Below are 23,288 nucleotides of genomic sequence, written 5' to 3'. Positions count from 1 at the left end.
CGGGCGGCGCCGATGGGACTCGAAGTTGCGTCCGCGAAAACGTGCGTTTTCCCTCACATGACATAAGACCCAACTAGGCTGAATTTCCCGTGACACATGTCCACTAGCTGCGCCGAGTCGAAGGGGGACCGCCATGTCGTTCTTACTCGTGGAGCCGGACTTGGTCACAGCAGCGGCCGCCAATTTAGCTGGTATTCGCTCGGCACTGAGCGAAGCCGCTGCCGCCGCATCGACCCCCACGACCGCGCTGGCATCGGCCGGCGCCGATGAGGTGTCGGCGGCTGTCTCGCGACTATTCGGCGCCTACGGTCAGCAATTTCAAGCGCTCAACGCCCGGGCGGCGACGTTTCACGCCGAGTTCGTGAGCTTGTTGAACGGCGGCGCGGCGGCCTATACCGGCGCCGAGGCCGCCAGCGTGTCGTCGATGCAGGCCCTGCTCGACGCGGTGAATGCGCCCACGCAGACGCTGCTGGGGCGCCCACTGATCGGCAACGGCGCCGATGGAGTGGCGGGGACCGGGTCAAATGCCGGCGGCAACGGCGGGCCCGGTGGAATTTTGTACGGCAACGGCGGCAACGGCGGGGCCGGCGGACCCGACGGCGGGGCCGGCGGTAACGGCGGGGCCGCCGGATTGATCGGCAACGGCGGCGCCGGCGGCGCCGGCGGTGCTGGAGGTGCAGGCGGCGCTGGCGGGGCCGGCGGCACCGGCGGACTGTTGTATGGCAACGGCGGTGCCGGCGGCAACGGGGGCAGTGCCGCTGCGGCCGGTGGGGCCGGCGGCAACGCCCTGCTGTTCGGCAACGGCGGGAACGGCGGAAGTGGGGCTTCCGGCGGAGCCGCCGGCCACGCCGGGACGATATTTGGTAACGGCGGCAATGCTGGGGCCGGATCGGGGCTAGCCGGCGCGGACGGCGGGTTGTTCGGCAATGGCGGGGACGGTGGTTCCAGCACCTCGAAGGCTGGCGGTGCAGGTGGAAATGCACTGTTCGGCAACGGCGGGGACGGCGGATCGAGCACCGTCGCCGCCGGGGGTGCGGGCGGGAATACCCTGGTCGGCAATGGCGGTGCCGGCGGCGCTGGCGGCACCAGCGGTCTCACCGGTAGCGGCGTGGCCGGCGGGGCCGGCGGCAGCGTCGGCCTGTGGGGCTCCGGCGGTGCCGGCGGCGACGGCGGCGCCGCCACGTCATTGTTGGGCGTCGGCATGAACGCCGGCGCTGGCGGGGCCGGCGGCAACGCCGGCCTGCTGTACGGCAACGGCGGTGCCGGTGGGGCCGGCGGCAATGGTGGGGATACGACGGTGCCATTGTTCGACTCCGGCGTCGGCGGTGCCGGGGGTGCTGGCGGCAACGCCAGCTTGTTCGGTAACGGTGGGACCGGTGGCGTCGGCGGCAAGGGGGGGACGAGCAGCGATCTGGCCAGCGCTACCAGCGGAGCCGGCGGGGCCGGCGGGGCCGGCGGCGTCGGCGGGCTGCTCTACGGCAACGGCGGGAACGGGGGGGCCGGTGGCATCGGCGGGGCTGCTATCAACATACTCGCCAACGCCGGTGCCGGCGGCGCCGGTGGTGCCGCGGGCAGTAGCTTCATCGGCAATGGCGGCAACGGTGGGGCCGGTGGCGCCGGTGGGGCTGCAGCGCTATTTAGCTCCGGTGTCGGCGGTGCCGGCGGCAGCGGCGGCACCGCGTTGCTTCTCGGCAGCGGTGGGGCCGGTGGGAACGGCGGCACTGGTGGGGCTAACTCTGGCTCCCTCTTCGCAAGTCCCGGCGGTACCGGCGGTGCCGGCGGTCACGGCGGTGCCGGCGGGCTGATATGGGGCAACGGTGGGGCCGGTGGGAACGGCGGCAACGGTGGCACCACCGCCGATGGCGCCCTTGAGGGTAGCACCGGCGGTATCGGCGGCACCGGAGGCAGCGCCATCGCGTTCGGTAATGGCGGGCAGGGCGGCGCCGGTGGTACCGGTGGGGATCACAGTGGCGGCAACGGTATCGGCGGTAAGGGCGGTGCCAGCGGAAACGGCGGCAACGCCGGCCAAGTGTTCGGCGACGGCGGGACCGGCGGAACCGGCGGCGCGGGCGGCGCCGGTTCCGGTACCAAGGCCGGCGGCACCGGTAGCGACGGCGGTCACGGCGGCAACGCCACCTTGATCGGCAACGGTGGTGACGGTGGCGCCGGTGGCGCCGGCAGCCCGGCCGGTGCCCCGGGTAATGGCGGCACCGGTGGCACCGGCGGGGTGTTGTTCGGCCAAAGTGGCAGCTCCGGTCCACCGGGCGCGGCAGCGCTGGCCTTCCCTAGCCTGAGCAGCAGTGTTCCCATCCTCGGGCCATACGAAGACCTCATCGCCAACACGGTCGCCAACCTGGCGAGCATCGGCAATACCTGGCTTGCCGACCCGGCGCCGTTCCTGCAGCAGTACCTCGCCAACCAGTTCGGCTACGGCCAGCTGACCCTAACCGCGCTGACAGATGCCACCAGGGACTTCGCTATTGGGCTGGCTGGCATACCGCCGAGCCTGCAATCGGCCTTGCAAGCCCTCGCGGCAGGCGACGTCAGCGGCGCGGTGACCGACGTGTTAGGGGCGGTGGTGAAGGTCTTCGTCAGCGGTGTTGACGCGAGTGACTTGTCGAACATCCTGCTGCTCGGGCCGGTGGGAGACCTGTTCCCCATCCTGAGCATCCCCGGCGCCATGTCACAAAACTTCACCAATGTGGTGATGACGGTCACGGACACAACCATCGCCTTTTCGATCGATACCACGAACTTGACCGGGGTGATGACGTTTGGATTGCCGCTGGCGATGACCCTTAATGCGGTGGGTTCGCCGATCACGACGGCAATCGCATTCGCCGAGAGCACGACAGCGTTCGTCAGCGCCGTGCAGGCCGGAAACCTGCAGGCGGCAGCGGCGGCCCTGGTCGGTGCTCCCGCCAACGTCGCCAACGGCTTCCTCAATGGCGAGGCCAGGCTGCCGCTGGCCCTGCCAACATCGGCGACAGGGGGGATTCCGGTGACGGTCGAGGTTCCCGTCGGCGGCATTCTTGCGCCTCTGCAGCCGTTTCAGGCCACGGCGGTAATACCGGTCATCGGGCCGGTTACCGTTACGCTCGAAGGTACGCCCGCCGGCGGCATCGTTCCCGCGTTGGTGAACTACGCTCCCACACAGCTAGCGCAGGCAATTGCCCCTTAGGGCGGCGCCGCTACCCGGACAGGGCGGCGAGGTATAAACGCGGCGCGCTGAAATGCCGTCGTCAAATTTTCGTTGAACGCGTGCTGAGTCGGTTCAGCCACGCAGCACGGCACCCACCCGTTCGGCTGCGCTTTGCACAGCGGCATCGCGGGCGGCGCTGGCGTCGTCTTCGGTTAAGGTGCGATCCGGCGCACGAAACCGCAGCGCGAAGGTCAGCGACTTGCGGTGCTCACCAATCTGCGGGCCGGTGAACACGTCAAACAACGCAATATCCTCCAGCAGGTCGCCTGCCCCCGCGCGCACGGCGTCGGCCACCGCCTGAGCGGGGATGTCCGCGGCCACCACCAGGCTGACGTCTTGGAACACGGCCGGATACGGCGACACCCTGGGTGCCGGCAGCGGCGCGCTGCACGGAATCGCATCTAGGTTCAGTTCCACCGCGCAGGTGCCTTTCGGCAGACCCGAGCGCTCGATCACGGCGGGATGCAGCTGCCCGGCGTGACCAACCGAGCTTTCCCCGACGAACACCTGCGCGCACCGGCCCGGATGCCACGGCAGATATTGGGCCGGCCGCAGGGTCACGTCCACGCGGCTGGCGCGCGCGATGATTCGCACCGCCTCGAACGCATCAGCCGCCTCTACCGGGCGGCCCGGGCCCCAGGGGCCTCGAGGCTCGCGCAGTCCGGCCAGCACCGCCGCGACGTGCTGGGGTTGCCGGGGCAGCGAGGCATCCAGCATGGCGATCTCATCATCGGTCGGCCGCCGGTCAACCGGGATCAACCCGACACCGCGCGTCTGCTCGGTCGGCTGGACCACCTGGGCGATGGCGAACAGCGCGACGTCGACCAGCCCTCGGGACACGTTGCGCACCAAGGCTTCCAGCAGGGCCGGCAGCAGCGTGGTCGCCAGTTGCGGACGATCGGCCTCCAGCGGGTTGAGCACCCGCGTGGTCATGCGCCGTGAGTCATCGGCTTCCAGCCCCCACAAATCGAACACACCGGCCGGCAGAAATGGAGTCGGCAGAATCTCGACATAGCCCGACAGCGCCAGCGACCTGCCGATCGTGCGACGGCGCTGCTGCCCAGCGGTGAGTCCACGACCCGCGGGCGCCGGTGGCAGCACCGACGGGATAACTTCCAGCCCCTCAAGCCGCAGCACCTCCTCGACAAGGTCTGCGGGTTGCCGCAGATCAGGTCGCCAACTCGGCGGGGTCACGGTCAAGGTGTCGCCGTCGTGGGTCACCACCGCGCCGATCTGGGCCAAGCGCCTGGCAGTAGTGCCCTGCGGATAGGCCACCCCGGCGATGCGGTCCGGCACATCGACTCCCATCCGGATCGGCGGCGGTGACCAGTCATCACACGGCGGGTCACCCCGCCAGTCGGTAAGGGTGGGAGAAACCTCCCCCCCGGCGATGTCGGCGAGCAGCCTTGCGCACCGGTCCAAAGCGGCCACGGAGATGGCCGGGTCCACCGTCCGCTCGTAACGACGGGCGGCCTCGCTAGGCAGGTGCAGCCGCCGCTGGGTACGCGATACCGCAGCCGGGTCCCATATCGCGGCCTCCAACAGGACATCGGTGGAGTCGGCCCGCACTTCGGTGCTGGCCGCCCCCATCACGCCGCCGATCGCCGCTGTCGCAGCATCGTCGACGATCAGGACATCGGCGGTATCGAGCTTGCGCTCGATACCGTCGAGGGTCACGGCGGTCTCGCCGGACCGGGCGAACCGCACTCCGAGGGTTCCGCTGATCCGGTTGCGGTCGTGGGCGTGCATGGGGTGGCCAAGTTCGAGCATCACGTAATTGGTCACGTCGACCGCCGGACAGGTCGCGCGGATACCGCAGAGCAGCAGTCGGCGCTGCAACCACCAGGGCGATACCGCGGCGGGGTCGATCCCGATGACCGGGCGTAGCGCGAACCGGCGCACCCCCGTCTCGGGCTGAACCGTCAGCGGCCAGGCTGGCCCCTCGATGGGTAGCGGCGGCACCCGCGAGTTGCTGGCGGGGTCGACGAAGTCCAGGTCGTAGGCGCACGCGAGCTCGCGGGCCAAGCCGCGCACCGACATGCAGTAACCGCGGTCTGGGGTGATGGCCAGATGGAAGACCACGTCGTCGAGCCCCAGCACGCCCGCGCCGTCAGCTCCGGGCTCGGCGGCTCCGGGGGGCAACACCAGGATCCCGGAATGGTCTGCGCCCAAATTGAGTTCGGCTGCCGAGCAGATCATTCCGTCGGAGTTGCGACCGTAGGCCTTGCGGGCGCTAATGGTGAATCCACCGGGCAGCGTGGCACCGGGCAGCGCTACCACCACCAGATCACCAACCGCGAAATTGGTTGCACCACAAATAATCTCGCGATACTGCCAATCGCCGATATCTACCGCGCAGGCCCGGATCGGCTTCTTGTAGCCGGTGAGCTCCTCGATATCGGCCACCCGCCCCACGGTCACCGGGCCGTCCACCGGACCAAGGGGGATGACCTCTTCGACCTCGTGGCCGATGCGCAACAGCGTCTGCTCGAGTTCGCCTGGGGTAACGTCCCAGCCCGAAGCGCCGACCGCAACCACCTCGCGCAGCCAGCTGTAGGGTAGCCGCATCAGGCACCCACCCCGAACGGCAACGAGAATCGGACGTCGCCTTCGACCATGTCGCGCATGTCAGGAATGCCGTTGCGAAACTGCAGGGTGCGTTCCAACCCCATCCCGAACGCGAAACCGGAGTAGAGATCGGGATCAATGCCGGTGGCCCGCAACACGTTCGGATGCACCATTCCGCACCCGCCCCACTCCACCCAGTCGGCGCCGCCAATCTTGTTGGCAAACCACACATCGACCTCGGCGGACGGTTCGGTGAAGGGGAAGAAGTGTGGCCGGATCCGGGTCCGCGCAGACGGCCCGAACTCGGCGCGCGCAAAAGCGTCCAGCGTTCCACGTAGGTGAGCCATCGACAGACCGCGGTCCACCGCTAGGCCTTCCACCTGATGGAAGATGGGCGTGTGGGTGGCGTCGAGTTCGTCGGTGCGAAAGGTACGACCGATCGAGATGATGTAGACCGGCAGCTCACGCGCTAGCAGGGTGCGAATCTGCACCGGTGAGGTATGGGTGCGCAGCAGCTGCCGCGAATCCTCCGGCGCGATGTAGAAGGTATCTTGTTCGCCGCGCGCAGGGTGGTCGGCAGGGAAGTTGAGGGCGTCGAAGTTGAACTGCTCGGTCTCCACCTCGGGCCCCTCGGCCAGTTCCCATCCCATCGCGATGAACGTGTCGGCGACGTGTTCGGCCAACATGATGATCGGGTGCCGGGCGCCGGCCGGCACCCGAGTCGAGGGCAATGTGACATCGATACCTTCGGCCACCAGCACGGCCGCGTCGCGCTCGGCACGCAGCGTCGCCAGCCGTTCGTCGTAGCTGCGCTGAGCGGCATTGCGGGCGGCGTTGACGCGCTTACCGGCCTCGGCTCGCTGTTCTTTGGGCAGCACGGCCAGCGCCTGCCGCGCCAGCGCCAACGGCGAGCGGTCGCCGAGATGCTCCGTCTTGACGCGCGCCAGGACGTCCAGGGTGTCCGCTAGGGCGATGGCCTGCTGGGCGGCGTCGACCGCCGTGGTCAATGCCTCCGGCGACAACATCGACACAATCGACTCGAGGGGGGGATCACCCACGCGGCGCCACTCTCCTTGCTGACGAGGCTATTCGGACCGCCCGCATCGTCGCGGAGCGGAAACTGGACTGATGGACGTACCCGACTTGCCCGCTAACGGCGTGACGCAAGTGCAAATCATAGGTGATTCGGTCGGCCCGGCTCGGCACGCGTTGTGCGGGACTCAGCGACTTAGCGCCGGCTGCGGAATCGCCAGCGCGCCGGGTGGCAGCGATGTGGCGCGCGCTCTGGTCCAACGCGCAAACCCGGCGGCACCCAGGGCCCCGAGTAGACCCAAGGCCGACCCACTCACCAAGCTCCACCAGCTATGGGCTAGCAGCACCAAGCAGAACCCCGACGCCACCGCCAGCAAGGCACACCGCCCGAGTGTCCAGCGCGCGGGCCGGGTGAAGCAGGCAGTCACTAACATGCCCAACAGCAACGCAACCGTGTGGCCGGCATCGGTGAAACCACCGCCGATGGTCGCAGTCGCCAAGCCCAGCGATACCCACCAACCAATCCATGCCGGCCGCCACCGCCCAGGGATTGCCGCGGTCAGCGCCCCGAGCGCCGCGAGGGCACCGTAGCTCATCCCGACATCGCTGACCCGGCTAATGGACCATGGCAACCAGCCGATCTCGATCGCCCCGGCAAGCACGGCCGCCACCAACAGTGTCGCCCCAATATGACCGACGACGAACGCCACGGTCAGCCGCAAGCTGCGCAGCTGCAGCTCCGCGACCGCGAGCAGACACGCCAAGCAGGGTAACCAGAAATAAAGCGGGCCCTCGTCGATGACGAAGGCGCTGTTCCACAGCGTTCCCAGGTGTCCATGGGCCAGGTTGTGCAGGTTCGTACTGGCATGCCGAATCACCTGGGCGTGCACCTGCGGACCATGCATCAGGATGGTGGTGCTGACCGATGCAAGAGCCGCCACGTAGCCCACGGTGAACCGGATCCGGGCCAGCAGGCAGGCGACGCGGTAGATCATCGCGTTCTACTGTGCATCGGGACTCATCTCATCGAAGTTATCGGCAGCTGTCGACTCGCTAACAGTCTTGATGCGATAGATCGCCAAGTCGGGCGGAATGCCGGTGGGCTTGCTGGCAAACACGGGTTTACGCACCCGCCGGGCCACGACGCCCAGCGCGTCCAACTCACTTTGCGGGATCAGGTCCAGGGTCGGTTGCGAGATCATGATGCCCCCTTTGGTGGCACGTTCCATAACCCGGGCGGCGATGTTGACGTCGACGCCGAGCCAGTCGGCGGCCAGCCGCTGCGGCCGGCCGGTGTGGATACCGATCCGCATTCGCGGTGTATAGCCTTGCACTTCAAGCGACTTCACAGCATCTTGGGCGACGAGCACGGCTCGCAGCGCGACGGTCGGATTGCGGAACACCGCCATGATCCCGTCGCCCAGCCGTTTGACGATGTGCCCGCCGGCGTCCAGGAGGGGGGATTCGACAGCCCGGGCCACCTGCCGCAGCAGCGTGAGGGTGGCATCGTCACCAGCGTGCAACGACCACGTGGAAAAGCCGACCAGGTCGGTGAACACCAACGTCACCTCCGGGTTTGCCGGCCGGCGGGAAACGGCCTCGGTCAACGCCTGCCACACCTGCAGCACACTCAGGCCGACCTCGCGCGAGGCCGCATCGCGATCCCGCAGCAGCCGATCGGCAGCTCGAGCCGCGGCACGTGGACCACCCTCACCCGCGGTGGACAACGGGTCGCCGAATTCCGGATCGCCAGGCAACAGGCGGCGCGCCCGGTGGATGAATGACACCAGGCCAGGGCTGCGGTTCACGGTGCGCAGCCAGCGTAGTGCGGACCGTTGTCGAGGTACTGGCGACGCCATGGCGGTTGCCGTCTCGTCGGGCGCGCCGGACTCCGAATCCTGCGGCCCGACCTCCACGTGGCAAGGGTAGGTGGTGCGGGCTGAGCCCGGCAATGACGACCTCGGTGTTTGTGGCACAAGTCGCATCAAACACGCTGATCACGCGGTTTGCGGCGGCTGTCCGCAGACGGTTAGAAACCGTTGAGTAGGGCGGGAAGAAGGCCGCCAAACTGCGTACCACTCAATTGAATGGCAGTCGGCATACCAGATGTGGGCGTCAACGTGACCGTCACGGGCTGCAGCGGAGCCAAGAGCCCCCCGACCGGAACGCTGATACCCACCGACTCGTAGCCCAGATTCGATGGCCCCGGTATCGACTGCGATATCGCTGTTTGGCCAAACAGGAAGCCGGTCACCGCGTTGCCGGGAGCTTGCAGAAGCGCGCCCGCGGCCCCTAGCAGGTTCCCGCTTTGCACCGCGCCGGAAAATGCTGTGCCGCTGTTTTGCAGCGCGGTCATGGTGGTGAGAGCTGGACCTACCGCACCAAGACCGTACACGAACGGAGCGGGCGCGGTGAGTGATCCCGAGTCGAAAACAACCTGTTGGGTAAGCGGATCAAACGACCCGTTGAGCGTCATCGTTACTGGACCGAATGGGGTGGGCAGACTGGCCGGATAGCTGAATGGCACGGCCAGCAGCGGATCGCTACCAGCGAGGAGCAACGGGCCGAAGCCGAAGGAGACCGCGGCGGCGCTGGAGCCGACCGTCTCGGGCCCGATCAACGGGTGCCCCAACAGCGCCTGGGCGGGCGCATTCACGGCGTTCACCACGGTCTGCTGGACGTTGGCGGCTTCGGCGCTGGCGTAGGCGGCCGCACCGCCCCGCAACGCGCCCACGAACTGGTTATGAAAACCCGCGATCTGAGCACTGATGCCTTGAAAATCCCGGGCATATGCCCCCAACATCGCCGCGACGACCGCCGACACCCGATCCGCGGCCGGGGCCGCCAGCCCAACCGTGGCTGGCGCCGCCGCCGCAGCGGCCTCATTCAGTGCCGAGCCAACGCTTTCCAAATTCCCGGCGGCCGCCGTTACCATGTCCGGCGCCACGGTGAGAAACGACATAGCCCGACTCCTTGTACACGTTGTACTGGCCGCAGCAATCCTTACGTGGTCATTGAGAAATAAAGTCTACAGCTAAGCAATCCTGATCTAGTTAAAAACTTTCTGGCGTTCTAAGCAACATTTTTCATTGGACTCCCTGCCCCCGCACGCACCGCGGGCCAAGCTATGCAGCTGCAGTCCTCGTCCACGCTCGTTGCCACCCGGAGGAGGCACTGGGTGACACGGCGCGATATCGGCGGACCAAATCGTGGACAACGCGCGTTGTCAATGCCTATCGTGGGCGCAGACTAACCTGGCACGGAGGCAGTCATGACTGTCGCATCGAGGACATCCGCCGACCCGCTCGGGCCCGATTCGCTGACCTGGAAATATTTCGGAGACCTGCGCACCGGGATGATGGGTGTGTGGATCGGCGCGATCCAAAATATGTATCCCGAGCTAGGTGCCGGTGTCGAGGAGCATTCAATCCTGCTCCGCGAACCCTTGCAGCGGGTAGCCCGCTCGGTGTACCCGATCATGGGTGTGGTCTATGACGGTGACCGAGCGGCCCAGACCGGCCAGCAGATCAAGGGCTACCACCGAACCATCAAGGGAGTCGACGCTGAGGGGCGTCGCTATCACGCGCTGAATCCAGATACGTTCTACTGGGCGCATGCGACGTTTTTCATGCTTGTCATCAAGGTCGCCGAATACTTCTGCGGAGGCTTGACCGAGGCCGAAAAACACCAGCTCTTCGAGGAGCACGTGCGCTGGTACCGGATGTATGGGATGAGCATGCGACCGGTGCCCAAGTCGTGGGAAGACTTTCAGGACTATTGGGACCGGGTGTGCCGCGACAAGCTCGAGATCAATCAGGCGACCGTGGACATCCTCCAGATGCGGATTCCCAAACCGAGGTTTGTACTCATGCCAACGCCGATCTGGGATCAGCTGTTCAAGCCGCTAATAGCCGGTCAGCGCTGGATCGCGGCCGGCCTGTTCGACCCGGCCGTGCGGGAGAAGGCGGGAATGCACTGGACACCGGGTGACGAGGTGTTGCTGCGAGTGTTCGGCAAGGTGGTAGAACTGGCGTTTTTGGCGGTGCCCGACGAAATCCGGTTGCACCCGCGCGCGCTGGCCGCCTACCGGCGAGCGGCAGGCCGTACTCGCCATGACGCGCCCCTGGTGCAAGCGCCCGGCTTCATGGCGCCACCACGGGATCGGCAGGGGCTGCCGATGCACTACTTCCCACCCCGTTCCCATCGCTTTACCCGGTCGGCTCTCGATCCCGCCAAGGCCCTGATGGAACGCGCCGGGGCGCTGGTCCATTCCACACTTTCGCTGGCCGGCGTGCGGCCGGCGCGGGGCCCCAGCCGCGCTGCGTAGGGCCGGACAATCAGCGGCGGCCCAACGCCCGAGCGCTCTCATACAGACAGATCGCGGCCGCGGCCGCGACGTTGAGGCTCTCCGCCCCTCCCGACATCGGGATGTGTACGCGGTGGTCCGCCAAGGCCGCGATCTCGGCCGACAACCCGTGTGCTTCGGGCCCGAACAGCCATGCCGTCGGCTCGGCAAGCAGCCGATCGGCATCGTCGAGAGCCATCTCGCCGTCCACTGCGGTGGCCAGCACCTGCAGTCCGGCCGCTCGCAGGTCGGCGATGGCGGCACCGACATCGGGCGCGACGACGACCGGGATCGCGAAGATGCTACCGGTGGACGCGCGCAGACACTTGCCGTTGCATGGGTCGACGCTGCGCCCGGCGAGGATCACCGCCGCGGCACCCATGGCGTCGGCGATGCGGATTACCGTACCCGCGTTGCCCGGCTCGCGGATCTCGACGGTCACCGCGATCAGCTGAGGTGAGCCGGCCAATACATCCTCAAGTCGGGTCGCCGGCAGATCGCACACCGCCACCAACCCGGCCGGCGTGACCGTATCAGAGAGCGCCTTCGCGGCCCGCTCAGTCACCAGATGAACCGAAGCCTCGTGCGCGGCCAACAAGAGCTCGTGCCGCCGCGCCGCAACTTCGGTGACGAATACCTCCCGTACCAGCCCGCGCGCCAACGCCGCCGCTACCAGGTTGGGGCCTTCGGCGAGAAAACGTCCCGCCCGGCGCCGGCCTACGTGACGATGCAGTTTGACCGCCGTGGCCACCCTGGCCGAGCGTTCGGTGAGCACCGGCGTAGCCCTGCCTCAGGCCGGAATCCGGATCAGGCGGCCTCCCCGGAGGGGGCGTTGACGTCTTCGGGCAGTGCCGCCCGGGCGACGTCGACCAGCGCGGTGAACGCCGCCGGGTCGCTGATCGCAATGTCGGCGAGGTTTTTCCGGTCCACCTCGACGCCGGCGGCCTTCAGCCCCTGGATAAGCCGGTTGTAGGTGATGTCGTTGAGGCGCGCAGCCGCGTTGATCCGTGCGATCCACAACTTGCGGAACTCGCCCTTACGCGCCCGGCGGTCACGGTAGGCGTAGTTCAGTGAATGCAGCTGCTGCTCTTTGGCTTTGCGGTAAAGCCGCGATCGCTGGCCGCGATAGCCTCGCGATGCCTTCAGGATGCTGCGCCGCTTCTTGTGGGCGTTGACCGCCCGCTTTACGCGTGCCATGGATCTTCCTACTCTCGTTCGGACGTGATTGGTCAGGTGCCGGAGCCGGCCGGCGGTACGGTCAGCCGTTCAGCAACGACGTGACCCGTTTGGTGTCGTTGGCTGCCACCACGGTGCGGCCGTCCAGGCGCCTGGTGCGGGTGCTCGGCTTGTGCTCGAGCAGGTGCCGACGGTTGGCCTTCTGCCGGACGATCTTGCCGGTACCGGTGCGCCGGAACCGCTTCGAGGCCCCGCTGTGGGTCTTGGCCTTGGGCATGTTTCCTCAATTTCTAGAATTTCTAGGTTCTGCGTGTCTTGCTGGCGAGCTAGTTCGGTGCGGCTTTGCTGTCACCGGCCGTGGGCTTGGGCGGCGGCCCGCCGGCCGGTTCACCCGGGTGGCGGGCCCTAGCGCGGGTCTTCGCACCGCGGTGCGGTGCCAGCACCATCGTCATGTTGCGTCCGTCCTGCTTGGCGGACGTCTCGATGAATCCGTAATCGGCGACGTCCGCACCCAGCCGCTGCAGCAATCGATAGCCCAACTCCGGCCGCGACTGCTCACGTCCACGGAACATAATGGTGACCTTGACCTTCGATCCCGCCTCCAAGAAGCGGACGACGTGACCCTTTTTGGTCTCGTAATCGTGATCGTCAATCTTTGGTCGCAGCTTTTGTTCTTTGACGACGGTCTGCTGTTGGTTTCTGCGGGATTCGCGCGCCTTCTGCGCGGCCTCGTACTTGTACTTGCCGTAGTCCATGATCTTGCAGACCGGCGGTCTGGCATTGGGAGCAACTTCGACAAGGTCGAGATCTGCGTCCGCGGCGACGCGAAGTGCGTCTTCGATACGCACAATGCCTACCTGCTCCCCCCCTGGGCCGATCAATCGGACTTCAGGTACGCGGATGCGCTCGTTGACGCGGGTTTCAGTGCTGATGGGGCCTCCCTCGTTGGCTGCTGTTCCAGGCGCGACCAGCTTGTTGGACCCGGCCGGAATCAGGTGGGGAACACACCCAAACCATCAGCAAAAAAAGCCCTGCACAAGCAGGGCCCAATGCCGACCGATCGCGGCCAAAGCCGCCCACGCTGCACGCAGAACAGGCATCCGAGATGCCTGTGACCGGACCGCTGAACCTTGAGAAGGTGTGAAACGATCTCGTGGCTAGCGGTGGGAGTGGGACTCCACTTAACTGTCCCTGGCCTTCGCCGGGATGGTCGCGGCGTCCAGTCTAACAGCCATGACACGTCATCTAAGACAACGGCCGACATCAGCCGGTGCCCTCAGCACACCGATGCGGGGCTACAAAGGGCTGCAACGCCGGGCATTTCCCGGCTTTTGGGAATATCCTCGCGGTCTGTGACACTCACCAAACCTCGCTCGGCCACCAGGGGAAACTCCCGGTATCACTGGGTTCCCGCGGCAGCCGGCTGGACCGTCGGCGTGATCGCGACCCTGTCACTACTGGCCAGTGTGTCGCCGTTGATTCGGTGGATCATCAAGGTTCCGCGCGAATTCATCAACGATTATCTGTTCAACTTCCCCGACACCAACTTCGCGTGGTCCTTCGTGCTGGCATTGCTGGCCGCCGCGTTAACGGCACGCAAACGCATTGCCTGGTTGGTCTTGCTGGCAAATATGGTCCTGGCCGCCGTGGTCAACGCCGCCGAGATCGCAGCGGGCGGCAACACCGCCGCCGAGAGCTTCGGGGAGAATCTCGGATTCGCCGTGCATGTTGTGGCAATCGTCGTTCTGGTGCTGGGCTATCGGGAGTTCTGGGCCAAGGTCCGCAGGGGCGCGCTGTTTCGGGCGGCTGCGGTGTGGCTTGCCGGCGCGGTGGTCGGAATCGTGGCGTCTTGGGGTCTGGTCGAACTGTTTCCGGGATCACTAGCGCCGGACGAGCGGTTGGGTTACGCGGCCAACCGGGTGGTCGGATTCGCCCTCGCCGATCCCGATCTGTTCACCGGCAGACCGCACGTCTTCCTCAACGCGATCTTCGGGTTGTTCGGCGCGTTCGCGTTGATCGGGGCTGCGATCGTCTTGTTCCTATCTCAGCGCGCTGACAATGCGCTGACCGGAGAGGACGAATCCGCTATCCGCGGGTTATTGGATTTGTATGGGAAGGACGACTCACTGGGCTACTTCGCCACCCGTCGCGACAAGTCGGTGGTATTCGCATCCAGCGGCCGCGCCTGTATCACCTACCGTGTCGAGGTCGGTGTCTGCCTAGCCAGCGGCGACCCGGTAGGCGACCACAGAGCATGGCCGCAGGCCGTCGACGCGTGGCTGCGGCTGTGCCAGACCTACGGCTGGGCACCCGGCGTGATGGGCGCCAGTTCACAAGGGGCTCAGACATATCGCGAAGCGGGCCTAACCGCGCTCGAGCTGGGCGATGAGGCCATCCTGCGGCCAGCCGATTTCAAGTTGTCCGGCCCGGAGATGCGCGGGGTGCGCCAGGCCGTGACGCGGGCCCGGCGGGCGGGGTTGACGGTGCGCATCCGGCGGCATCGCGACATTGCCGAAGACGAGATGGCGCAGACCATCACACGGGCGGATTCCTGGCGCGACACCGAGACCGAGCGCGGCTTCTCGATGGCGCTGGGCCGCCTCGGCGACCCCGCGGACTCCGACTGCCTGCTGGTGGAGGCGATTGATCCGCACAACCAGGTGCTGGCAATGCTGTCGCTGGTGCCGTGGGGAACCACCGGTGTCTCCCTGGATTTGATGCGTCGTTCTCCACAATCCCCGAACGGCACTATCGAACTTATGGTCAGCGAACTCGCCTTGCACGCTGAACGCCTTGGTATCACTCGTATTTCGTTGAACTTCGCGGTGTTTCGCGCGGCCTTCGAGCAGGGCGCCCAACTCGGCGCCGGCCCGGTTGCCCGGTTGTGGCGGGGGCTGCTGGTCTTCTTCTCACGGTGGTGGCAGCTCGAGACGCTCTACCGCTCCAACATGAAGTACCAACCCGAATGGGTACCGCGCTACGCCTGCTACGAAGACGCCCGAGTGATTCCCCGAGTGGGCGTCGCCTCGGTGATCGCAGAGGGGTTCCTCGTGCTGCCGTTCAGCCGGCGCAACCGAGTACACACGGGGCATCATCCGGCAGTGCCCGAGCGGTTGGCGGCCACCGGCCTATTGCATCACGACGGCTCGGCACCGGACGTGAGCGGGCTGCGGCAAGTAGGCCTCACCAATGGCGACGGGGTCGAGCGGCGGCTACCCGAGCAGGTGCGAGTTCGGTTCGACAAGCTAGAGAAGCTGCGGAGCAGCGGCATTGACGCCTTTCCCGTGGGCCGGCCGCCCAGTCACACGGTGGCACAGGCGCTGGCCGCAGACCACCAGGCTAGCGTGTCGGTGTCCGGACGCATCATGCGAATACGTAACTACGGTGGTGTGTTGTTCGCCCAGCTGCGCGACTGGTCGGGCGAAATGCAAGTGCTGCTGGATAATTCACGCCTGGACCAGGGCTGCGCGGCCGACTTCAACGCGGCGACCGATCTGGGTGATCTGGTGGAGATGACCGGACACATGGGCGCCAGCAAGACCGGAACTCCATCGTTGATCGTCAGCGGCTGGCGCCTGATCGGTAAGTGTTTGCGGCCGTTGCCGAATAAGTGGAAGGGGCTACTGGATCCCGAAGCCCGAGTCCGGACCCGTTACCTCGACCTGGCGGTCAACGCTGAGTCCCGTGCGCTGATCACCGCTCGCAGCAGCGTGCTGCGCGCTGTGCGCGAGACGCTGTTCGCAAAGGGATTCGTCGAGGTCGAAACGCCGATCCTACAGCAGCTGCACGGCGGCGCCACCGCCCGACCGTTCGTCACGCACATCAACACGTATTCCATGGATCTGTTCCTGCGCATCGCACCAGAGCTCTACCTCAAGCGCCTGTGCGTCGGCGGCGTGGAACGGGTATTCGAGCTCGGCCGTGCCTTTCGCAACGAGGGCGTCGACTTCAGCCACAACCCGGAGTTCACCCTACTGGAGGCCTATCAAGCACACGCCGACTACCTTGAGTGGGTTGACGGCTGCCGCGAACTCATCCAGAACGCCGCCCAGGCCGCCAACGGGGCGCCCATCGCCATGCGGCCCCGGACGGACAAGGGTTCCGACGGCACCCGCCACCACCTCGAACCGGTCGACATCTCCGGGATATGGCCGGTGCGGACGGTGCATGATGCGATCTCGGAAGCACTCGGTGAACGCATCGACGCCGATACCGGCTTGACCACTCTCCGCAAGCTGTGCGACGCCGCCGGTGTCCCCTATCGGACCCAATGGGATGCCGGCGCGGTCGTGCTCGAGCTATACGAGCACCTGGTGGAGTGCCGCACCGAGCAACCGACGTTCTACATCGACTTTCCGACATCGGTGTCACCGTTGACCCGACCGCATCGCAGCAAGCGCGGTGTCGCCGAGCGTTGGGACCTGGTGGCGTGGGGTATCGAGCTGGGCACCGCCTACAGCGAGCTGACCGACCCGGTGGAGCAACGGCGCCGCCTGCAGGAGCAGTCCCTGCTGGCCGCCGGCGGAGACCCCGAGGCGATGGAACTCGACGAAGACTTCCTGCAAGCGATGGAGTACGCCATGCCGCCCACCGGCGGCTTGGGCATGGGCATTGACCGGGTGGTCATGCTGATCACTGGGCGCAGCATTCGCGAAACACTGCCCTTTCCGTTGGCAAAACCGCATTAGCCGGAGCCGGTGGGCGTCCGTCGGATCACAGGAAACCCCCAACAAATCACCGCCCGAAATGGCTCAGAATGAACTGGTGACCGCGTCGACGCCGCCAGCCGCGACGCAGCCGTTAGCAGTAGGCCACACATCGCTGATGCACGGTTGGGTGCCGCTCGCTGTCCAGGTCGTGACCGCGGTCGTGCTGGTGCTGGCGGCAGGGTGGCGATCACGTCACTGGCAACGGCGGTGGCTGCCGACGGCCGCCGCTATCGGGGCCACCCTGGCATGGGGGACGCGCTGGTATGTCACCGGCAACGGCCTGGCCAACGAACGGCCGCCGAGCACGCTGTGGATCTGGGTCGCGTTGACCGGCGCGGCGGCGACGGTTTTGATCCTGGGCTGGCGCAGCGCGCGGTGGTGGCGCCGCGGCGCGTCGCTGCTGGCCGTGCCCCTCTGTCTGCTCAGCGCGACCTTGACGCTCAACCTGTGGGTTGGCTACTTCCCGACCGTGCAGACCGCGTGGAACCAGCTCACCTCCGGCCCGTTGCCCGACCAGGCCGATCAGGCCGCTGTTGCCGCACTGGCGCACAGTGGGGTGCGGCCGTCGCACGGCACCTTGTTGCCAGTGGTGATCCCTTCCGACGCATCACACTTCAAGCATCGCGGCGAACTGGTGTACCTGCCGCCGGCCTGGTTCGACCGAGAGCATCGTTCCGAGAACCCTCCGCCGCCGCAGCTGCCGACGGTGATGATGATCGGCGGTCAATTCAACACACCCGCCGATTGGGCGCGAGCCGGTAACGCGGTGAAGACGCTCGACGACTTTGCGGCCGCCCACAGCGGCAATGCTCCCGTCGTGGTATTCGTGGATTCCGGCGGCGCGTTCAACAACGACACCGAATGCGTCAATGGACGGCGTGGCAACGCGGCCGACCACTTGACTAAAGATGTTGTGCCCTACATGGTCTCGAAATTCGGCGTCAGTCCCGAACAGACCAGCTGGGGCATCGTGGGTTGGTCGATGGGTGGGACCTGCGCGGTGGATCTGACCGTCATGCACCCGACACTGTTTAGCGCGTTTGTCGACATCGCCGGTGATTTCTACCCGAACGCTGGCAACAAGACGCAAACCATCGTCAGGTTGTTCGGCGGCAACGAAGACGCCTGGTCGGCGTTTGACCCGACGACGGTGATCACCCGGCATGGCAGCTACACCGGACTGTCGGGTTGGTTCGCGATCTCTTCGCCGGGTCCACCCTCGCCCGACAACGCTGTCGCCGATACCACCACGATGCGGCTGGCCGGTCGCGATGCCGCCGCCAACCCAGGCAACCAGGCTGCTGCCGCCAATGCACTGTGCGCCCTCGGCCGCGCCAACGGCATCTACTGCGCCGTGGTTCCACAACCGGGCAAGCACGACTGGCCTTTCGCCGACCGGGTTTTCGCTGCGGCGCTGCCATGGCTGGCCGGCCAACTGGCCACTCCGGGAGTGCCTAAGATCCCGTTGCCGGGTACGACACAGCAGATCGCCGGTACCGGCAGATAGGAGCATTGCCAGAGCATGCCCGACGAACCGACACCACCGGAAGCCACGACGCCGAATTCCGAGTCCGATCCGCGGTACGACAGCGCTGGGGTACCGACCTTCGAATCCGTCCGCGAGAAGATCGAAACCCGATACGGAACGGCCCTGGGGGCAACCGAACTCGACGCCGAGAGCCCGCAAGGCCGCCGGCTCGAAGATCAGTACGCGCAGCGGCAGCGCGCGGCAGCCGAACGGCTAGCTCAGATCCGTGAGTCGATGCACACCGATGAGTGAGACCGCACCCAGTTCGCCGCCGTGAGCACAGACTTGACGCGCGGCGATAGTCCAGCTCAGGCGCTGACGTTGCGCCGTCTGTTCGACCGCGATGTGGCGGCCGAGGCACCGCCGCCGACGACCTCAGCGAGAAACTTCCCGGTGTAGCTCGCCGGCACCGCGGCAACGTCCTCCGGAGTGCCTTGGGCGACAACGGTTCCGCCGCCGGCACCGCCCTCCGGGCCCAGGTCGATGATCCAATCCGATGTCTTGATCACGTCCAGGTTATGTTCGATGACGATCACCGTATTGCCCTTGTCGACCAGGCCGTTGATCACGTTGAGCAGCTTGCGTATGTCGTCGAAGTGCAGTCCCGTCGTCGGCTCGTCGAGGATGTAGACGGTGCGCCCGGTGGAGCGCTTCTGCAGCTCCGAGGCCAGCTTGACCCGCTGGGCCTCACCGCCGGACAGCGTGGGCGCGGGCTGGCCGAGCCGCACGTAGCCCAGGCCCACGTCGACCAGGGTGCGTAGATAGCGATGGACGCCGGCGATCGGCTCGAAGAACTCCGCCGCTTCCTCGATGGACATGTCCAGCACTTCCGAGACGGTCTTGCCCTTGTAGTGCACCTCGAGGGTTTCGCGGTTGTACCGGGCCCCCTGGCAGACCTCGCACGGCACGTACACGTCGGGCAGGAAGTTCATCTCGATCTTGATGGTGCCGTCGCCGGTGCAGGCCTCGCAGCGACCGCCCTTGACGTTGAACGAGAATCGTCCGGGTTGATAGCCGCGGACCTTGGCCTCGGTGGTGGCGGCGAACAGGGTGCGGATCTTGTCGAACACACCGGTGTAGGTGGCCGGGTTGGATCGCGGTGTGCGCCCGATCGGCGATTGGTCCACCCGCACCAGCTTGTCCAGATAGTCCAGCCCGGTGACCCGGGTGTGCCGGCCGGGGACCTGCCGGGCGCCGTTGAGGCGGTTGGCCAGCACCGCGGCCAGGATGTCGTTGACCAACGTCGACTTGCCCGAACCCGAGACACCGGTCACCGAGGTCAGCACACCCAGCGGGAAAGACACATCGATCCCGCGCAAGTTGTGCTCGCGGGCGCCGACGACGGTGAGTTGACGACGGGGGTCGACGGAACGCCGAATCGCCGGTATCTCAATGCTTTCCCGGCCGGACAGGTAGGCGCCGGTGATCGAATCCTTGTTGCGTAGCAGTTCATCGTAGGGCCCGCTGTGCACGATGCGGCCACCGTGCTCACCGGCCCCCGGGCCGATGTCGACGATCCAGTCCGCATGCTCGATGGTGTCCTCGTCGTGCTCGACGACGATCAAAGTGTTCCCCAAATCCCGTAACCGGGTGAGGGTTTCGATAAGACGACGGTTGTCGCGCTGGTGCAGCCCGATGGACGGCTCGTCGAGCACGTAGAGCACACCCACCAGGCCGGAGCCGATCTGGGTGGCCAGCCGGATACGTTGTGCCTCACCGCCGGACAGCGTGGCCGCCGCCCGGGACAGCGACAGGTACTCCAGCCCGACGTCGAGCAGAAACCCGAGCCGCGACCGGATCTCCTTGAGCACCTGCCCGGCGATCGCTTGCTCGCGCGGACCCAGCGTGAGCGCGTTCAGGAAGTCCGCGCAGTCGGCGATCGACAGCTCACACACCTCGGCGATGGACTTGGCGCCGTGCTCCCCCTTGGACTCCCCAGCCAGCGTCACCGCCAGAATCTCGGGCTTGAGCCGGGTGCCCGCACACACCGGGCAGGGCACGTCCCGCATGAAACCCTCGTAGCGCTCCTTCATCTGCTCGGACTCGGTTTGGGACATCTTGCGTTGCAGGAACGCCAGCACACCCTCGAAATCGGCGTAATACGACCGGGTGCGTCCGTAGCGGTTGCGGTAGCGCACGTGCACCTGCTCGTCGGCGCCTTCCAGAATCGCCTTGCGGGCCTTGGCCGGCAGCTTGCGCCAGGGCGTGTCGACGTCGAACCCGAGCGCCTCGCCAAGGCCGGCCATCATCCGGGTGAAGTACTCCGCGGTGTGGCCGTTCGACCACGGCGCCACCGCACCCTGCGCCAGGGTGCGATCCGGATCGGGCACCACCAGCTCCGGGTCGACCTCCTTGCGGATGCCCAGACCACTGCATTCGGGGCAGGCGCCGTAGGGCGAGTTGAACGAGAACGACCGCGGCTCCAGGTCGTCGACGGCCAGCGCGTGCCCGTTGGGGCAGGCCAGCTTCTCGGAGAACCGCTGCTCGCGATGCGGTGCACCCAGTTCATGATCGACGAATTCGAGCACCACGATCCCGTCGGCCAAATTCAGCGCGGTTTCCACCGAATCGGTGAGCCGCCGCTTGGCGGCGGCCTTGACGGTGAGACGGTCCACCACCACCTCGATGTCGTGCTTTTCCTGCTTTTTCAGCTTCGGCGGATCGGTCAGCGGATGCACCACACCGTCGACCCGCACCCGGCTGTAGCCCTGGGCGTTGAGCTTATCGAACAGATCGGCGAACTCGCCCTTGCGGGTACGCACCACCGGGGCCAGCACCAGAAACCGAGTGCCCTCCGGCATGGCCAGCACCTGATCGACGATTTGTTGCGGGGTTTGGCGCGCGACTCGCTCCCCGCAGGTCGGGCAGTGCGGCGTGCCCGCGCGCGCATACAACAGCCGCAGGTAGTCGTACACCTCGGTGATGGTCCCGACCGTCGATCGTGGGTTGCGGTTGGTCGACTTCTGGTCGATGGACACCGCCGGAGACAGCCCCTCGATGAAGTCGACGTCCGGCTTGTCCATCTGCCCGAGAAATTGGCGGGCGTAGGCCGACAGCGACTCCACGTAACGCCGCTGCCCCTCGGCGAAGATGGTGTCGAACGCGAGCGAGGACTTGCCCGATCCGGATAACCCGGTGAAGACGATCAGCGCGTCGCGGGGCAGGTCGAGGTCGACGCTGCGCAGATTGTGTTCGCGCGCACCCTTGACGATCAGGCGGTCAGCCACGCTGTCCCTTTCACTGAAACTCATCTCGCCGGCCAAAGGCCGTATCCCATGCTATGTGCCCGTACCGACAACCATCAGGGGACCGGTAACGTCGTAACGTCGGCGCATATGACCCGCGCCAACGACGATGATGCCGGCGCAGCCGGCATAGGAGCAGTGGCGCATATGACCCGCGCCAACGACGATGATGCCGGCGCAGCCGGCATAGGAGCAGTGGCGCATATGACCCGCGCCAACGACGATGATGCCGGCGCAGCCGGCATAGGAGCAGTGGCGCATATGACCCGCGCCAACGACGATGATGCCGGCGCAGCCGGCATAGGAGCAGTGGCGCATATGACAACAGTCGACGACAACTACACCGGACACGTCGAACGCGGCAAGGCGGCGCGTCGCTTCCTGCCCGGCGCCACGATCCTCAAGGCATCGGTGGGCCCGATGGACAACAACGCCTACCTGGTGACGTGTTCAGCGACCGGAGAAACCCTGCTGATCGACGCCGCCAATGACGCGGAGGTCCTCATCGACCTGGTCCGGCGGTACGCGCCGAAGCTGGCCCTGATCGTTACCAGTCACCAGCACTTCGACCACTGGCAGGCGCTGCAAGCGGTGGCCGCGGCCACCGGGGCGCCGACCGCGGCCCATCCGATCGACGCCGACCCGCTGCCGGTCAAACCGGACCGGTTGCTCACCCACGGCGACAGCGTGCGCATCGGCGAGCTGACATTCGACGTCATCCACTTGCGCGGACACACACCCGGATCGATCGCGCTGGCCCTCGGCGGGCCGGTGACCGGAGGCGTCACACAGCTCTTCACCGGCGACTGCTTGTTCCCCGGCGGTGTCGGCAAAACCTGGCAACCTGCCGACTTCACCCAACTGCTCGACGACGTCACCACCCGGGTTTTCGACGTGTACGCCGACTCCACCGTCATCTACCCCGGCCACGGTGACGACACGGAGCTGGGTGCCGAACGCCCCAGCCTCAGCGAATGGCGTGCGCGCGGCTGGTAACGGCCGCTAGGTGGTGTGCACGATCAGCACGTCGACCTTGGCCCGGCGTGACACATTGGCCGGTACCGATCCGAGCAGCCGACCCGCGATCGTGCTCAGACCGACATTGCCGACGACCAGCAGGTCCGCCTTCTCCTCATCGGCCAGGTTCACCAACGCGTCGACCGGGGCGCCGACGATCGGCCGTTCCTCGACGTTTTTCGCACCGGCGTTGTGCGCTCGTTCCTTGGCGTCGTGCAAGATCTCGTAGATCGGGGCGGTGCCCGTCACCTTGTAGCTTTCGTCCTTCAGAATGTCGGCGGCGCGAGCGTCCTCGTGCTGAGGTAGGTATGCCGAGGCGATGATCAACTTGGCGTCTGCGCCGGCGATCTGGGCAGCGCGATCTACCGCTCGCATCGACGAGTCCGAACCGTCGGTTCCTACCACCACGGTCTTATAGGCGCTCATTTACCCTCCCAGGTGTCGGTTGCTACGCCAACCCCAGACA

17 protein-coding genes are annotated in these 23,288 nt (G+C 66.5%); 6 read left to right on the top strand and 11 right to left on the bottom strand.

What is annotated here, in order from left to right:
* Positions 1–133 precede the first annotated feature (133 nt).
* Positions 134–3,181 carry a PE domain-containing protein gene (locus FF952_RS08755; RefSeq protein WP_031653843.1) on the top strand — a complete coding sequence of 1,016 codons (3,048 nt, stop codon included), beginning with the start codon at positions 134–136 and terminating at the stop codon, positions 3,179–3,181.
* A gap of 93 nt (positions 3,182–3,274) precedes the next feature.
* On the opposite strand, the gene pheT is transcribed toward FF952_RS08755, so the two are convergent.
* The 5 genes from pheT to FF952_RS08730 all read right to left on the bottom strand — a co-directional run bounded on the left by pheT (position 3,275) and on the right by FF952_RS08730 (position 9,764).
* Complete coding sequence (gene pheT / locus FF952_RS08750; protein ID WP_003904663.1) at positions 3,275–5,770, bottom strand: phenylalanine--tRNA ligase subunit beta; 2,496 nt, start codon at positions 5,768–5,770, stop codon at positions 3,275–3,277.
* Entirely contained in the window at positions 5,770–6,795 is a 1,026-nt protein-coding gene (gene pheS, locus FF952_RS08745; protein ID WP_003901219.1) for a phenylalanine--tRNA ligase subunit alpha, read from the bottom strand. The genes pheT and pheS overlap by 1 nt, the downstream gene beginning before the upstream one ends.
* 195 nt (positions 6,796–6,990) lie before the next feature.
* Positions 6,991–7,797, bottom strand: coding sequence for a rhomboid-like protein (locus tag FF952_RS08740; protein ID WP_003408145.1), 807 nt, complete (start codon positions 7,795–7,797; stop codon positions 6,991–6,993).
* 6 nt (positions 7,798–7,803) lie between these two features.
* Positions 7,804–8,718 (bottom strand): adenylate cyclase, encoded by a 915-nt coding sequence (locus FF952_RS08735; protein ID WP_003913695.1) that lies wholly within the window; start codon positions 8,716–8,718, stop codon positions 7,804–7,806.
* A 113-nt stretch (positions 8,719–8,831) separates the two neighbouring features.
* Positions 8,832–9,764: a PE family protein gene (locus tag FF952_RS08730; protein ID WP_003900384.1), complete on the bottom strand. Its 933-nt coding sequence runs from the start codon at positions 9,762–9,764 to the stop codon at positions 8,832–8,834.
* Between the two features lie 309 nt (positions 9,765–10,073).
* On the opposite strand from FF952_RS08730, the gene FF952_RS08725 reads away from it, so the two are divergent.
* The gene (locus FF952_RS08725; RefSeq protein WP_003408141.1) at positions 10,074–11,129 is read left to right on the top strand and encodes an oxygenase MpaB family protein; all 1,056 of its coding nucleotides are present in this window, start codon (positions 10,074–10,076) and stop codon (positions 11,127–11,129) included.
* Between the two features lie 10 nt (positions 11,130–11,139).
* On the opposite strand, the gene FF952_RS08720 is transcribed toward FF952_RS08725, so the two are convergent.
* The 4 genes from FF952_RS08720 to infC all read right to left on the bottom strand — a co-directional run bounded on the left by FF952_RS08720 (position 11,140) and on the right by infC (position 13,255).
* Positions 11,140–11,922, bottom strand: coding sequence for a TrmH family RNA methyltransferase (locus tag FF952_RS08720; protein ID WP_003904662.1), 783 nt, complete (start codon positions 11,920–11,922; stop codon positions 11,140–11,142).
* Between the two features lie 32 nt (positions 11,923–11,954).
* Positions 11,955–12,344, bottom strand: a complete 390-nt coding sequence (rplT, locus tag FF952_RS08715; protein WP_003408108.1) for a 50S ribosomal protein L20 — start codon at positions 12,342–12,344, stop codon at positions 11,955–11,957.
* 61 nt (positions 12,345–12,405) lie between these two features.
* On the bottom strand, positions 12,406–12,600 hold the full coding sequence (gene rpmI / locus FF952_RS08710) for a 50S ribosomal protein L35 (RefSeq protein ID WP_003408106.1): 195 nt from the start codon (positions 12,598–12,600) through the stop codon (positions 12,406–12,408).
* A gap of 49 nt (positions 12,601–12,649) precedes the next feature.
* Positions 12,650–13,255, bottom strand: coding sequence for a translation initiation factor IF-3 (infC, locus tag FF952_RS08705; RefSeq protein ID WP_003901217.1), 606 nt, complete (start codon positions 13,253–13,255; stop codon positions 12,650–12,652).
* Positions 13,256–13,675: 420 nt separating this feature from the next.
* On the opposite strand from infC, the gene lysX reads away from it, so the two are divergent.
* The 3 genes from lysX to FF952_RS08690 are packed head-to-tail and all read left to right on the top strand — an operon-like array spanning position 13,676 to position 18,812.
* Positions 13,676–17,011: a bifunctional lysylphosphatidylglycerol synthetase/lysine--tRNA ligase LysX gene (lysX, locus tag FF952_RS08700; protein WP_031680787.1), complete on the top strand. Its 3,336-nt coding sequence runs from the start codon at positions 13,676–13,678 to the stop codon at positions 17,009–17,011.
* Positions 17,012–17,069: 58 nt separating this feature from the next.
* A complete protein-coding gene (locus FF952_RS08695; protein ID WP_003408099.1) occupies positions 17,070–18,539 on the top strand; it encodes an alpha/beta hydrolase in 1,470 nt (489 codons plus the stop codon).
* A gap of 15 nt (positions 18,540–18,554) precedes the next feature.
* The gene (locus FF952_RS08690; RefSeq protein ID WP_003408096.1) at positions 18,555–18,812 is read left to right on the top strand and encodes a PspA/IM30 family protein; all 258 of its coding nucleotides are present in this window, start codon (positions 18,555–18,557) and stop codon (positions 18,810–18,812) included.
* Between the two features lie 56 nt (positions 18,813–18,868).
* Here the strand turns inward: FF952_RS08690 and uvrA are convergent, their stop codons facing one another.
* Positions 18,869–21,787 (bottom strand): excinuclease ABC subunit UvrA, encoded by a 2,919-nt coding sequence (gene uvrA / locus FF952_RS08685; protein ID WP_003408092.1) that lies wholly within the window; start codon positions 21,785–21,787, stop codon positions 18,869–18,871.
* Between the two features lie 336 nt (positions 21,788–22,123).
* On the opposite strand from uvrA, the gene FF952_RS08680 reads away from it, so the two are divergent.
* The gene (locus FF952_RS08680) at positions 22,124–22,801 is read left to right on the top strand and encodes an MBL fold metallo-hydrolase (protein ID WP_003408088.1); all 678 of its coding nucleotides are present in this window, start codon (positions 22,124–22,126) and stop codon (positions 22,799–22,801) included.
* 6 nt (positions 22,802–22,807) lie between these two features.
* Here FF952_RS08680 and FF952_RS08675 read toward each other — a convergent pair whose 3' ends face one another.
* Complete coding sequence (locus tag FF952_RS08675) at positions 22,808–23,248, bottom strand: universal stress protein (RefSeq protein ID WP_003408085.1); 441 nt, start codon at positions 23,246–23,248, stop codon at positions 22,808–22,810.
* Between the last annotated feature and the right edge of the window lie 40 nt (positions 23,249–23,288).

The sequence above is a fragment of the Mycobacterium tuberculosis complex sp. N0072 genome, assembly GCF_030323725.1.
Taxonomy (GTDB): Bacteria; Actinomycetota; Actinomycetes; order Mycobacteriales; family Mycobacteriaceae; genus Mycobacterium; species Mycobacterium tuberculosis.
This window is presented reverse-complemented; position numbering and strand designations above follow the sequence as displayed.